Raw genomic sequence first — 14,224 nt, 5'->3', positions numbered from 1 at the left:
TTGGAGAAATATATGGCTCAAACAGCCTCTAAAAAATGGTTGGGTATTGGCCTTGTCGTCGTCGTTGCAATTATTGCCTTATTGATTTGGAATAAACAAAGACAGCACCATAGCAGTGAACTGGTGATTGGGATTAGTCCTTCTTTTGCCCATCCACTGCAAGTTGCAGTGGATGAAGCCAAACAGCAAGGTTTGAATGTCAAACTGGTCGAGTTTTCCGACTGGAATACCCCGAATATCACCTTAAGTCATGGCGATATCGATGCCAACTTTTTCCAGCATCAGCCCTTTTTGGATAATGCCATTAAAGAAACCGGCTTTAAGTTAAAGTCATTTGCTGCGGGTGCGGCGTCGCATGTTGGACTGTATTCAAAAAGATATAAAAGCTTTGATGAACTGCCGAATGGTGCAACTGTTGCGATTCCGAATGATCCTGTCAATCAAGGACGTGCACTATTACTGTTACAACAAGCCAAGTTGATTGAACTGAAAGACAGCAATAATCACCTTTCTGCATTGAAAGACATTACCGCAAATCCGAAGAACTTGAAATTTACCGAAGTTGAAGGTCCTCAAACTGCGCGTGCCATTGATGATGTTGATCTGGCGTTTGGCTATCCGCATTACTTACGTTTGGCCAAAACGGCTGATCCTGAAAGTGCCTTACTGTTTGATGACAATACCAATAAGCGCTATGCGATTTTATTTGTGGTGCGTGATGACTATCAGGACAAGGACAACAAACTACAGAAGTTTGTCGAGATTTATCAAAACTCGCCAAAAGTGAAAGCGGCCTTAGATAGCGATTTCGGCCCGACACTCTGGTTCCCAGGTTGGAAATAAGGAGAACAATCATGGTGAGTTTTGGTTCACAGGTCAATTTTTCAGTCCCGCATCTGAAAATACGCGGTTTAAATAAGTTTTATGATGTACAGGGCCAACGCTTACATGCCTTAAAAGAGATTAATATCGATATTCCCAAAGCACAGATTGTTGGGATTATCGGAAAAAGCGGTGCAGGTAAATCCTCCCTACTGCGTACCTTAAATGGCTTAGAGTCGATTGATACAGGCAGTATTTTGATTCACCAACAAAATATTGCTGAACTCAGCCACGCCGAGTTGATCAAAACTCGGCAGAAAATTGGCATGATTTTTCAGCATTTTAATCTAATGTCAGCAAAAACCGTATGGGAAAATGTGGCGCTACCGCTACGTATTGCCGGTTATGACAAGGCTGAGATTGAGCAACGGGTCAGTGAGGTACTAACACTAGTTGGATTAGCAGCAAAGCGAAATGATTACCCTGCTCAATTGTCTGGTGGACAAAAACAACGTGTCGGTATCGCTCGGGCCTTGGTTTCTCAGCCTGAAATCCTGCTCTGTGATGAGGCGACCTCAGCTCTCGACCCAGAAAGCACGGCCAATATTTTGGCCTTATTAAAACAGATCAACCAAGACCTAGGTTTAACCATTGTCTTGATCACCCATGAAATGCAAGTCATTCAAGAGATTTGTGATCAGGTGATCGTGATTGATCATGGTGAGATTATCGAGTCTGGGCAAGTCTGGTCAGTATTTTCCAATCCACAACAGCAGATCACGCAGGAATTACTCAATTCTGAGCAGGTAAATTTACCTTTTGAACTGAGCCCAACTATTCTGCCTGAGAGTACGCATCAGATTTTAAAACTGAAATATGTCAGTGAATCGAAAACGGTGCCTGATTTATATGAACTATTGGATGGTTTTAATAGCCCCGTTCAGGTCTATCACAGTCAGATAGATAGCATTCAGCAGCGTACCATCGGCTCACTGATCATCGGGATTCGCAATCTCGACTTTGATCTCAACCACTCACAATTTGAAAAACATCCTGCAATAACACAACTTGAGGTGATCGGTTATGTACAATCAACTCATTGATCTATTACTGACAGGAACCACCGATACTTTAATCATGGTCGGTGTTTCTGCGATTCTCGCCTTTTTGATTGGTCTGCCAATTGCTTTAATTTTGGTGAGTACTGCTGATTTTGGGATTTATCCTTCTAAGAAAATCAATCAGTCATTGGGCTGGGTGATTAATATTACCCGTTCTGTACCCTTTCTGATTTTAATGGTGGCTTTGATTCCATTTACCCGCTGGATTGTCGGAACTAGCTATGGGGTCTTGGCTGCAATTGTGCCCTTAACCATTGCAGCTATTCCATTCTTTGCCCGTATTGCCGAAGTCAGTCTACGTGAGGTCGATCAAGGGTTAATTGAAGCAGCCCAAGCAATGGGTTGTAACCGCAAGCAAATTCTTTGGCATGTATTGCTTCCTGAAGCTTTGCCGGGGATTGTTGCAGGTTTTACCGTGACTATTGTCACCATGATCAGTTCCTCTGCCATTGCAGGTGCGATTGGCGCAGGTGGTTTGGGTGACATCGCCTATCGTTACGGCTATCAACGTTTTGATATGCAAATCATGCTGGCGGTGATTTTAGTCCTGATTGTTTTGGTCATGTTGGTACAAACCACAGGCGATAATATTGCCAAACAGCTCGATAAACGCAAAGTTTAAGCTCGAAATAAAAATCCACACTCGCCATGACCTGACTTTGTCATGGCTTTCATGTAAAATCAGCAGCAATTTTTAAATAACACATTTGTGAGTGGTTTCATGGGTTTTAATTGCGGTATTGTTGGTCTGCCAAACGTAGGTAAATCTACATTGTTCAATGCATTAACAAAGGCAGCGATTGCAGCTGAAAACTTTCCGTTCTGTACCATTGAGCCGAATACAGGTATTGTCCCTGTTCCAGATCCACGCCTAGACAAACTTACAGCGATTGTTAAACCGCAACGTGTTATCCCGACCACGATGGAATTTGTTGATATCGCAGGTTTGGTTGCCGGTGCATCAAAAGGTGAAGGCTTGGGTAACCAATTCCTTGCCAATATCCGTGAAACAGATGCAATTGCACACGTGGTTCGTTGTTTTGAAGATGAAAACGTGATTCACGTAAATGGTAAAATTGATCCATTAGATGACATCGCAACCATCAATACTGAACTTGCACTTGCTGACCTTGATACCGTTGCAAAAGCTTTATTACGTTTAACTAAAGCAGCAAAAGGTGGTGATAAAGAAGCCCTTGCAACTAAAGCTGTATTAGAAAAAATCCAGCCTTTGCTTGATGAAGGTAAACCAGCACGTGCGGCTGACCTTTCGGATGATGAACGTAAAGCTGTTCGCGGTTTCGGTTTAATGACGCTTAAACCAACCATGTACATTGCCAACGTGGCAGAAGACGGTTTTGAAAATAATCCGCACCTTGAAGCAGTAAAAAAACTTGCGGCTGAAGAAAATGCAATCGTTGTACCGCTTTGCAACCAGATCGAAGCTGAAATTTCATTATTAGAAGATGAAGATCGTGCTGAATTCTTGGAAGCGATGGGCATGGAAGAACCAGGCTTAAATGTCGTGATTCGCGCAGGTTATAGCTTACTTGGCTTACAGACTTACTTCACTGCGGGCGTACAAGAAGTTCGCGCGTGGACGGTTAAAGTCGGTGCGACTGCGCCACAAGCGGCTGGTGTGATTCATACTGACTTCGAAAAAGGCTTTATCCGTGCTGAATGTGTCGCATATGATGACTTCATTCAATATAACGGCGAAAGCGGTGCCAAAGAAGCAGGTAAATGGCGTTTAGAAGGTAAAACCTATGTTGTTCAAGATGGCGACGTATTGCACTTCCGTTTTAATGTATAAATCAGTGTTTTGATTTCCAAACCGCCAATGAGGACCTTATTGGCGGTTTTTTTTATTTGCACAATAATAACTAAAATTTTAATAGCCCATTAATTCAATAATTTTTGCAATTGCTGAGTCACATGCTGCCGTGCTTTTTTCTGCTTGAAGATTGTCGGAATATGCAATAAAAAGAATGAATAACGATATTTTTTATGGTCACGCAAAGCTTCACTCAAATAATGATAGAGCTCAATTGCGGCTTCACGGTGAAACGCCCATAAGGCCTGTTGCCGATACATCACCACATAATAGGCATCATTCGGCCAGTTCAATTCATGTTTCTGCCGATAACTACAAGATTCACATATTACCCCACCCTGACTTTGAATTGAGTAGCGTGTATTCCAAGCCTTTGAATCATAGCCTTCTGGCAAGTCTTGAATCTGCTCAATTCCGCTAGAAAGATTTGGATAATAAAATGCAGCATGCCAATAACTACCGCAATAGTCCTGAAAACGTGCGTATTCAAAATCGGGATGAGATTGAAAGTAGCCAACATCCTTTTTTCAGATGTATCTTTGCCAATCGTGCAAATTCAAAATTCGCCTTGGCCTGACATGCGGGACATTTAATGCTTAATTTGGAAGGTAATGACCAATATTCATAAATTGCTGTCATTGGCTTTTAAGATGCTCTATTCCAGAATCAACACAGCTCAGCATATCAAATACAGATTTATTTTTATATATTAGAAATGCTGATAATAAAAAAAGCCGAATCATCACGATATCGGCTTTTACATCAAACTGACGACTTAAGACACAGTCTGTGGCTTCATATCCATTTCAGCACGTTTCATTTGTGCCTCTTTTAAAATGCGCTGATGTAAGGGCTTCCGGAAACCAAGTAAGAAGATAAACTCTGCTAATACAAATAATGGCCCAATGGCGAGACCAATCACATCATCAACAAAGGCTGGTTTTTTCTTTTCAAAATAATGACCCACGAATTGAAATACCCAACCCACCACAAAAATACCGATACTCGCACCTAGCCAGCTCCACGTTGCTAAAGATGCAATTTTCACAGCCAATGGATATACCAAGACAAATAAAATCAGCATCAAAAGACCAAATAACTTATCCAATGAAATATAGTAAATACTGCTTAGAACGATGAGCAACATGGCTAAAGTGATTGAAAAGCCCGAAATTTCTACGCCAGCACGTGCAGTTAAACATAGAATAGAAAAAACAATTAAGGGAATTCCCACAAAATGGGTCACCACATTATTTCGATCTAAGTGATAAGCTGCGTACTGGCTGAGTAGACGTTCCAAATTTGTCATTTCTCATTCCTCATATAATTCGTTTATGCTGTTAATCTATAAGAAATATTGCAGCGAAGTTGTCATATAGCTGACAAATGGATTTATTTTTAAACAAGGAACGACCGTGTTAGACCGCATTTATATTCAACATTTGCAGCAAAATTCATGGTTTAGTCATCTGGCAGAACCTTTTCAGAATTTTATTATTGAACATGGCAAGAAGCATATCGTCGAAAAAAATGCAGCCGTTTTTAGTGCACAAGATCGTTTTGATGGGGTTTATGGGGTACTTGAAGGTTCAATTAGCTTGGGTTATATCGATGTCAATGGCAATGAAGCGATTGCTGCAATTGCGGAACCAATCATGTGGTTTGGTGAAATTTCCCTCATCGACCAGCAACCCCGCTCACATGATGCGATTGCATTGAAGAAAAGTGTGGTGCTGCAAATACCCGCACAACCACTTAATGATTTCTTGCTCCAAAATCCGTATTACTGGTACTACTTTGCCCTGCTGACCAGTCAAAAACTACGCTATGTGTTTTTAGAGCAAATTGCGATTCAAACCCAAAGCATTACTCAGCGCCTGGCTCAACGCTTACTGTTTATTTTAGAAGGTTATGGCAATCGTTCATTTATTCAGGATTTTAGTATTCAAATTTCACAAGACCAATTGGCCAATATGTTGACGGTATCTAGACAGACGGTAAATCAAGAGCTCAACCAGTTTGAGAAACAAGGCGTCATTCAATTAGGCTTTAAAAAAATCGAAGTGCTGGATTTAGAGCGACTCAGAAAATTGGCAACGGTGGGCTATTTGAAAGAGTGACCATCATTCTTGTATTTTAACTGCATAAGCACAGCATTTTTTGCAATATGCTTTTAAGCTTAAACATAAATTAAAAGACAAACTCTCACTATAAAATACTACGTATGCCCTAAAATATTTCACAAAATCAGTCTGCTTTCCTGTATTCAACAGGCCTACATTAAATCTAAGCACTATCGCTTAACCGATGCAGATGACAATCATGAGAAAAATTGCAACGATTCTAACAGCAGGCCTATTTACCGTACTCAGTGCTAGCGCATTTGCCTGCCCGAAAGGAACTCAAATTCAGGGTGGTACAGGACCAAATCACAAAGGCGGTAAATGTGTTGCAACAAGTGTGGTAAAAACCAAGAAAGAAGCAACCAAGACAACCGATACTGCAAAACATGACATGGCGAAAATGAAAGATACAGCGAAACACGACACAATGAAAGCCGCAACAGATACTAAAAAAGTAGCCAGCACCACAGCAAGCAAAGCCAAACAGGAAGCAGCAAAGACGGTAAAAACCTCATAGCCGTTTGATGACTTTAACCATAAAAAAGCGAGATCATTGATCTCGCTTTTTTATTTGCATCGCTTATTTAGGTGAAGTATTGCCTAACGCAGGATTATCAATTGCATCCTTGCATTGCGCTTTATCACGTTCATAATCTGCCTGTTTCTGAGTCGATGCATTCGCATTATCCTTTACATCACGTGCCCATGTATCCAAACTGGTGAGGGCTTTACGGCACAAGGCATATTTCCCTTCCGTCACTGAATCAGTCATTTTGACATTGATACGCCAATCGGTACTGAGCTGACGCAATGGTTTTCTGACTTTTTCTTCAATCTCAGTCACTTGTTTATGATAAACAATCGGATCGATGTCATTGATCAGCTTCCATGCCGCTTTGGCATAGGTGGTGGCATCATTATTGAGTTTCGGCGCAGGTTTGATTTCGACCTTTTCTTTTGGTTCATTGCCTGAATTTCCACAAGCAGCCAATAAAAAAGCACTGCATAACAGGATTGCAGCTACACGAGGGTTTAGATTAGACATAGCAAATCGCCGATGAAACATGTGGACATTATGCTAGTCAATTTGGGAATAATTCTCAATGCTTGTTACTTATTTACCCAGCAGAATACCTTTTATTCTAAGTAGTTGATTTTATGCTTTTGTTCAGCATAATCTCAGACTTGTCCATCTATAAGAAACTAAAACTTCAAGAAGGAAGACATCCACAATGTCACAAATCAAGATTTATGCCTTACAAACCACCATCGAGCAGTTTAGGAATCAACTTTCTCATGCCATCCATCAAGCGCTAGTTGAAAGTTTGAACTATCCTATCGAAAAGAAATTTCAGCGTTTTATTGCGCTAACGGAAGAAGACTTTATCTATCCCAATGATCGTAGCCAGCATTATCTAATTATCGAAATTTCGATGTTTGAAGGCAGAAGCAATGAAGCAAAAAAACGTTTGATTCAAAGTATTTTCACTTATATTCAGCAACAATGTGGGATTTCAACACAAGATATTGAAATCACAATTTTTGAAACACCGAAATGCAATTGGGGTATCCGTGGTCAACATGCAGATGAATTACAACTGAATTATCAAGTCAATGTCTAAGCAGGCAAATGAGCTTTCAAGTGCTACTTTCTGTCTAACAAAAACCATGTTTTTTGTGTCTGATAAGCTTAATTCAGTAAAAAGTTCTGCTATGCTTAAACGCAAACTACTCAGGATAGGATTATTCACATGAGCGTCACTCTAGGAACTCCACTTCAATCTTCTGCATTTAAGGTTTTACTGTTAGGTTCTGGGGAGCTAGGTAAAGAAGTTGTGATTTCTTTACAACGCTTAGGTGTCGAAGTTCATGCTGCAGATCGTTATAATCATGCGCCTGCCATGCAAGTGGCTCATTATGCCTATACCCTGAATATGGCTGATCCAGCCGAATTAAAACAACTGATTGAAAAGATCAAACCAAATTTAATTGTTCCTGAAATTGAAGCCATTGCCACAGAAGTTTTGGTTGAAATTGAACAAAGCCAAACTGCAACGGTGATTCCATCTGCAAAAGCAGTCAACCTCACCATGAACCGTGAAGGCATTCGTCGTTTAGCTGCTGAAGAACTCGGCCTACCAACCTCTGCTTATCGCTTTGCCAATACCTTAGACAGCTTCCGCGCTGCCTGTGATGACATTGGTTATCCAAACTTTGTAAAACCTGTGATGTCTTCTTCAGGTAAAGGTCAATCTCGTGTGAAGAGTTTTGATGAAGTGGATGCCGCTTGGGATTATGCAATGCAAGGCGGCCGAGTCAATCAAGGCACCGTGATTATTGAATCACAAATCGACTTTGATTTTGAAATCACCCTTCTTACTGTTCGTGCAAAAAATCCAGAAACAGGCGAAATCGAAACCCATTTCTGTGATCCGATTGGTCACCGTCAAGATGCAGGTGACTATGTGGAAAGCTGGCAGCCACAACCAATGACACCTGCTGCACTGGAAGAAGCAAAACGCATTGCCAATAAAGTCACTGTTGCTTTAGGCGGTTGTGGTATCTTCGGTGTAGAGCTGTTTATTAAAGGCGATAAAGTTTGGTTTAGTGAAGTTTCACCTCGCCCTCATGATACAGGTCTAGTCACTTTAGCTTCGCAATTCCAGAGTGAATTTGAATTACATGCCCGTGCAATTCTCGGTCTACCTGTCAATACAGCACGTCATAGTGTGGCTGCAAGTGCAGTGATTTATGCGGGTGTTGATGCTAAAAACTTGAGTTTCACTGGCTTGAATCTTGCTTTAGCAAATCCAAACACAGACTTACGTCTATTTGGCAAACCTGAGGGCTTTAAACGTCGCCGTATGGGCGTTGCGACTGCCCGTGCTGAAACAACTGATCTTGCACGTGAATTGGCACAGCAAGCCGCAGACCAAGTGAGTGTACAAACCAACGCTTAAGATGACCTTAGGTTATTATCATCACAACTTCCCCTCTTTTTAGAGGGGCTTTGATAGAAGATCCAGCTTTATGATCAAGACCTCTCCTTTGTTGAACTACGTCACCAGTCTTCATGATATTCAAGCCATCAACCAATGGCGTACGGATGTAGAAAAGCAATTACAGGAGAGCTATGAAAATGGTCAACCTATTCGTGAAGTGATTGGAGCGCGTTCAGACTCGATTGATGAAGCCCTGATCTTTCTTTGGAATCATGCAGGTTTAGATCAAACAGAATTGGGCTTATTTGCAGTAGGTGGTTATGGTCGCCATGAAATGCTGCCCTATTCAGATACTGATATCATGATTTTGTCTGAGGATGAAATCAGTGAAGAACAAGAAAAATTGATCTCGACCTTTATTTCATCTTTATGGGATGTCGGTAATTTCAAACCCGGGATCAGCGTCCGCACCATTCAAAACTGTGTCGAACAAGCCATTAATGACTTAACTGTTGCGACTACCTTGATTGAAGCGCGTCTCATAACAGGCAATCAGCAGCTGGCAAAATGGCCACGCCGTATCGTTGCGCAAACATGGACAGATCAAACCTTCTATGATGCTAAAATGGCAGAACAAGCCAAACGCTATGCACAACACAACAATACCGAGAGCAATTTAGAACCCGATATTAAAAATGCCCCAGGGGGTATTCGGGATATCAATCAGATCGGCTGGATTGCCAAACGTCACTTCCGTGTCAATCGTATTTATGATCTGGTGCATTTGGGTTTTATCACTGAATTTGAACTGGGTGTACTGGAAGAAGCCGAAAGCTTTTTATGGGAAATCCGCACCCATTTACACCGTTTAGCCAAACGCGATGAAAACCGTTTATTATTTGAATATCAACGTGATATCGCAGCAAAATTTGGCTATGTGCGTGAAGAAGGTCAGCCTGTTAATTTTGCTGTTGAACAGTTTATGAAGCGCTACTATCGTACCGCACAGCAAGTTTCAACGCTGAATGAAATGCTACTCGCCTATTTCAATGAATCAGTGATTACCCCACGTCTACCTGATTATGAACGCCACATTATTGAGATTAATGAACGTTTTAAAATTGTCGATGGGAAATTGGCTGTTCAACATCACAAAGTATTTTCAGAAGAACCGATTGCCATCTTAGAGTTATTCTACTTATTGGCAAATCGTCCTGAAATTACAGGTATTCGTGCCCGTACCTTGCGCCTGCTGGTGCTTGCTGCAAAACGGATTGATCAGCGTTTCCGCGACAATCCAGAACATCAAGCACTATTTATGTCGATCATTCGCTCACCGCATTTATATGACACGATGGTAGCGATGAAGCGTTATGGCGTATTGGGCAATTACATTCCTGCTTTTGGACAGATTACAGGCTTGATGCAATATGACCTATTCCATATTTATACCGTCGATGCACACACCCTATTATTACTGCGTAATTTAAGTCGCTTTAAAGAACCTGAATTTGCTAAAGAATTCCCTGTGGTCAGCTCTGTATTCCAACGTATTGCCCGTCATGACATCGTGTATATGGCTGCAATTTTCCATGATATTGCCAAAGGTCGTGGCGGTGATCATAGTGAGCTTGGCGCACTGGATGCGATTGAATTCTGCCGCACGCATGGTTTTACCGAGCGTGAATGTAAGTTGGTGGCATGGCTGATTAACAATCACTTATTGATGTCCCTTACTGCACAGAAAAAAGATATTTCTGACCCCGATGAAGTTAAAGACTTTGCTGAAAAAGTCGGTGATATGGAGCATCTCGATTATCTCTATACCCTGACAGTCGCAGATATTAACGCAACCAATCCTAAGCTGTGGAATACATGGCGTGCGTCCTTGATGCGTCAGCTATATACCTATGCACGTGATGTGATTCGCTCAGGCTTAGGCCGTCCAGTTGACTATCAAATGCTGATTGAAGATACCAAATTTGCTGCCAGCGAACTGTTGGTCAATGACTTCTCTCTGGCTGAAGTAGAAAAAGTCTGGCAAGAGCTGGGCGATGAATACTTTGTAAAAGAATCAGCCAATGAAATTGCTTGGCATACCCAAGCAATTTTACAACACGGCGATAATCCAGAACCGTTGGTTTTATTACGGGCGCATCGTAATGCCGCCGATGATGCAGTTCAGATCTTTATCTATACCCGTGATCAACCAAACTTGTTTGCCACCACGGTTGCGGTACTAGATCGTATGAATCTGGATGTTCAAGACGCGCGTATTATCACCGCCTCAACTTCATTCAGCTTAGACACTTATCTGGTTCTTGATCGTTTTGGTACATTGTTGACTGATCCAGATCGCGAGCGCAAAGTGAAAGCCGCTTTGGTTGATGCATTGAGCCATTCGGATCAATATCCGGGTATCATGCAACGCCGTATCCCACGCCATTTACGTCATTTTGATGTGCAAAATACTGTAGATATTGTCTTAAACCCGACGTTACAGCAACACATGGTTGAAATCTCAACTCTTGATCATCCAGGTCTATTGGCGCGGATTGGTGGTTTATTCATGTTGCAAGGTTTAGATATCCATTCTGCAAGAATTGCCACGCTGGGCGAACGTGCTGAAGATATTTTCTTCGTCACCAAGAAAAATGGTGTCTTGCTCACCGATGAAGAAGTGAAAACTTTTGCGGAAAGTTTAAAGTCCGCTTTAGATGAAGCATCGAATCAAATTTGTAATCCATCTTAAATTTTATTGTTTGGTAACTGTTTAAATGAACTCTAGCTTGTCGTTATTGCATCCCTATCCTTTTGAAAAGTTAAATCAACTTTTTAAAGATGTGCAACCTGCCAATTTACCGTTGATTCCTTTATCAATTGGTGAACCTAAACATCCTGCACCAGAGTTCGTTAAACAAGCGATTATTGATAATTTTGCCCATCTATCGACCTACCCGAACAGTAAAGGCCTGCCTGAATTGCGCCAAAGTATTGCACAATGGCTCAGCAATCGCTTCAAGTTGAATCATATTAGTGCAGAAGATCATATTCTGCCTGTTTCTGGTACGCGTGAAGGTATTTTCTCTTTTGTACAAGCTTTGATTAAGCGTGAAGATGCACCGTATGTGGTGATGCCAAATCCGTTTTATCAGATTTATGAAGGTGCAGCCCTACTTGCAGGCGCAAAACCCTATTTCATTAACTGTACCGAAGAAAATGGTTACCTAGGTGACTTTGATGCAGTCCCTGCGGAAGTCTGGGAAAAAACAGCATTACTGTTTGTGTGCACGCCAGGTAATCCAACAGGAACGGTTCTATCTAAAGAACAATTTAAAAAGCTGATCGCATTGTCTGATCAATATGGTTTCGTGATTGCATCGGATGAATGTTATTCGGAACTTTGGTTTGATCAAGCGCCAATCGGTCTGTTAGAAGTTTGTGCCGAAATGGGACGTGATGATTATAAAAATTGTATCGTGTTCCATTCACTTTCTAAACGCTCAAACTTACCGGGCATGCGTTCTGGTTTTGTTGCGGGTGATGCCGCTTTATTAAAACCTTATTTGCAATACCGTACCTATCACGGCGCTGCAATGCCAGTACAAAATCAATTGGCATCTATTGCAGCGTGGAATGATGAAGCACATGTTGAAGAAAACCGTCAGCAGTATCGTGCTAAGTTTGATTTATTCCAGTCTGAACTCGGTCATTTATTGCCTTTACAAAAACCAGATGCGGGCTTTTATTACTGGTTAAAAGTCGACAATGATGAGACTTTTGCCAAGATGTTGATGGAAAAAGCGCATATCAAGGTTTTACCAGGTCGATATCTGTCTCGTGACACTGCCCAAGGTAATCCAGGTGAAGGCCATGTCAGAATGGCTTTGGTTGCAGATTTGGCGCAATGTGAAGAAGTGGTCAAACGCCTGAAAGCCGTCTTATAAACACAAAAATCCTCGAATATTCGGGGATTTTTTATTTATGAAAAGACTTAAATTTTAAATTTGCCCAATAAATAAGATTGCTGCGATCAACATCATCAATCCGCCCGAAATACGACTGACTGCTTTTACGGCACGTGGTCTGCTTCTAAGCAATTTCTTGGCTGCAAGTCCCACAAACATATACACCACAGCACAACTGATCAAGTGAATTAATCCCAGCAAAATTATCTGTACGGTTGGCGAAAATGCCATTTGCGGATGAATAAACGGTGGCAATAAGGCAAAAAATAACAGCAAGACTTTGGGGTTTAAACCACTAATCCCCACCCCTTTAATCCACCACGAACCTGCTGAATCAAGCGATTGCATGGTATCTGTCTCAGTTGAAATCGTTGCTGGATGTATAAATAGATTGATCCCCATCCATAACAAATAACAGGCACCTATGATCGTCATCGCAGTGAGCAAAATTGGATAATGCTGAACCAATGCCCCCACACCTGCCGCGACACATAAAATCGCCATGAGGTGTCCAAACACCAAACCAGTGACGGCATTCAGTATAAATTTACCTTTGATGCCCGCAAGAATGACATAAGCCCAGTCCGCACCTGGCGTTAATACGAATAAAATCGAAACGCACCAAAATGCAAAAATCACACTAAGTTCCATAAGCAAAGCCCTTCTCACATCAACAAGGCTATCTTTGATAGCATTTTTCACCATTTGGTGAAGATTGTTGTGAAAGGATATGCTTTAATGGTGAAAATGTTATTCCAAATACTTCTATATCTTCAAAGCCTGAAGGGAGATTCTTCTAAATGGATCGTATTGATAAGAAAATTATTGCTGAACTTCAGGCAAATGGGCGATTATCTATCACAGAACTGGCAGAAAGAATTGGTTTGAGTCTGTCACCTTGTCACCGTCGTGTTAAGGCATTAGAAGAAAGTGGCGTCATCAAGGGCTACCATGCAGATCTAGAAGCCTCAAAAATTGGCCTTAATTTCTCGGCGATTATCTTTGTCACCTTAAAAGATGGAGATAAAAAAGCGCTTTCTAGCTTTGAAGAAAAAGTCATTGAAATTGGTAATGTCATTCAGGCACAACGCTTATTTGGAAATCCAGATTATTTACTGCATGTTGTTGCGAAAGACTTGGCCAGTTTCCAAAAACTCTATGATGACAGCCTCTCAGCTTTACCCAATGTCCAGCGTTTGACCTCAACTATTGTCATGAAAAATGTGGTCTCCAATCGCTTACTGCCACTCTAAAGCCGTAGTTCACCGTTTGGGCAAAAATAAAATGTGCGGAATTGAAGCAATTCACACTTTTATTAAGCTAAAAAGTAATAAACATAAGCGACTTTATTAATTTTTTTATCTGTCTGTGGGCTATTGACCAACTGTTGAAATCTTCGTCTATACTTAGCCAT

Annotated in this window: 14 protein-coding genes and 1 pseudogene; 11 read left to right on the top strand and 4 right to left on the bottom strand. The window is 41.3% G+C overall.

What is annotated here, in order from left to right; translation table 11 throughout:
- The first annotated feature begins 12 nt into the window (after positions 1-12).
- The 4 genes from F993_RS14625 to ychF all read left to right on the top strand — a co-directional run bounded on the left by F993_RS14625 (position 13) and on the right by ychF (position 3,756).
- Positions 13-843 carry a MetQ/NlpA family ABC transporter substrate-binding protein gene (locus F993_RS14625; RefSeq protein ID WP_004653072.1) on the top strand — a complete coding sequence of 277 codons (831 nt, stop codon included), beginning with the start codon at positions 13-15 and terminating at the stop codon, positions 841-843.
- 11 nt (positions 844-854) lie between these two features.
- The gene (locus tag F993_RS14630; protein ID WP_004653071.1) at positions 855-1,925 is read left to right on the top strand and encodes a methionine ABC transporter ATP-binding protein; all 1,071 of its coding nucleotides are present in this window, start codon (positions 855-857) and stop codon (positions 1,923-1,925) included.
- A complete protein-coding gene (locus F993_RS14635) occupies positions 1,906-2,565 on the top strand; it encodes a methionine ABC transporter permease (RefSeq protein WP_004653070.1) in 660 nt (219 codons plus the stop codon). Before F993_RS14630 ends, F993_RS14635 begins: the two co-directional genes overlap by 20 nt.
- Positions 2,566-2,664: 99 nt before the next feature.
- Positions 2,665-3,756, top strand: coding sequence for a redox-regulated ATPase YchF (ychF, locus tag F993_RS14640; RefSeq protein ID WP_004653068.1), 1,092 nt, complete (start codon positions 2,665-2,667; stop codon positions 3,754-3,756).
- Between the two features lie 89 nt (positions 3,757-3,845).
- Here ychF and F993_RS20375 read toward each other — a convergent pair.
- Together F993_RS20375 and F993_RS14645 are read right to left on the bottom strand one after the other, a co-directional pair.
- Positions 3,846-4,416, bottom strand: a pseudogene (locus F993_RS20375) (hypothetical protein).
- A 136-nt stretch (positions 4,417-4,552) separates the two neighbouring features.
- The gene (locus F993_RS14645; protein WP_004653065.1) at positions 4,553-5,086 is read right to left on the bottom strand and encodes an Mpo1 family 2-hydroxy fatty acid dioxygenase; all 534 of its coding nucleotides are present in this window, start codon (positions 5,084-5,086) and stop codon (positions 4,553-4,555) included.
- Positions 5,087-5,192: 106 nt separating this feature from the next.
- On the opposite strand from F993_RS14645, the gene F993_RS14650 reads away from it, so the two are divergent.
- Positions 5,193-5,897, top strand: coding sequence for a Crp/Fnr family transcriptional regulator (locus tag F993_RS14650; protein WP_004653063.1), 705 nt, complete (start codon positions 5,193-5,195; stop codon positions 5,895-5,897).
- Positions 5,898-6,099: 202 nt separating this feature from the next.
- On the top strand, positions 6,100-6,417 hold the full coding sequence (locus F993_RS14655; RefSeq protein ID WP_004653062.1) for a hypothetical protein: 318 nt from the start codon (positions 6,100-6,102) through the stop codon (positions 6,415-6,417).
- A 63-nt stretch (positions 6,418-6,480) separates the two neighbouring features.
- On the opposite strand, the gene F993_RS14660 is transcribed toward F993_RS14655, so the two are convergent.
- Positions 6,481-6,945 carry a hypothetical protein gene (locus F993_RS14660; RefSeq protein ID WP_004653061.1) on the bottom strand — a complete coding sequence of 155 codons (465 nt, stop codon included), beginning with the start codon at positions 6,943-6,945 and terminating at the stop codon, positions 6,481-6,483.
- 187 nt (positions 6,946-7,132) lie between these two features.
- Between F993_RS14660 and F993_RS14665 the strand changes: the two genes are divergently transcribed.
- From F993_RS14665 to dapC, 4 genes are all read left to right on the top strand, one after another.
- Positions 7,133-7,522, top strand: a complete 390-nt coding sequence (locus tag F993_RS14665; protein WP_004653060.1) for a tautomerase family protein — start codon at positions 7,133-7,135, stop codon at positions 7,520-7,522.
- Positions 7,523-7,642: 120 nt separating this feature from the next.
- Positions 7,643-8,860 carry a formate-dependent phosphoribosylglycinamide formyltransferase gene (gene purT / locus F993_RS14670; RefSeq protein WP_171066027.1) on the top strand — a complete coding sequence of 406 codons (1,218 nt, stop codon included), beginning with the start codon at positions 7,643-7,645 and terminating at the stop codon, positions 8,858-8,860.
- A 70-nt stretch (positions 8,861-8,930) separates the two neighbouring features.
- Entirely contained in the window at positions 8,931-11,594 is a 2,664-nt protein-coding gene (gene glnD / locus F993_RS14675) for a [protein-PII] uridylyltransferase (protein WP_004653058.1), read from the top strand.
- A gap of 25 nt (positions 11,595-11,619) precedes the next feature.
- Positions 11,620-12,789, top strand: coding sequence for a succinyldiaminopimelate transaminase (gene dapC, locus F993_RS14680; protein WP_004653057.1), 1,170 nt, complete (start codon positions 11,620-11,622; stop codon positions 12,787-12,789).
- 54 nt (positions 12,790-12,843) lie between these two features.
- Here the strand turns inward: dapC and F993_RS14685 are convergent, their stop codons facing one another.
- Entirely contained in the window at positions 12,844-13,461 is a 618-nt protein-coding gene (locus F993_RS14685; RefSeq protein ID WP_004653056.1) for a LysE family translocator, read from the bottom strand.
- Positions 13,462-13,610: 149 nt separating this feature from the next.
- On the opposite strand from F993_RS14685, the gene F993_RS14690 reads away from it, so the two are divergent.
- Positions 13,611-14,063 (top strand): Lrp/AsnC family transcriptional regulator, encoded by a 453-nt coding sequence (locus tag F993_RS14690; protein WP_004653055.1) that lies wholly within the window; start codon positions 13,611-13,613, stop codon positions 14,061-14,063.
- Positions 14,064-14,224 lie beyond the last annotated feature (161 nt).

It is taken from the genome of Acinetobacter proteolyticus, assembly GCF_000367945.1.
In the GTDB taxonomy this organism is placed as follows: Bacteria; Pseudomonadota; Gammaproteobacteria; order Pseudomonadales; family Moraxellaceae; genus Acinetobacter; species Acinetobacter proteolyticus.
The sequence above is the reverse complement of the archived record's forward strand: the minus strand, read 5'-3'. Positions and strand labels throughout refer to the sequence as shown.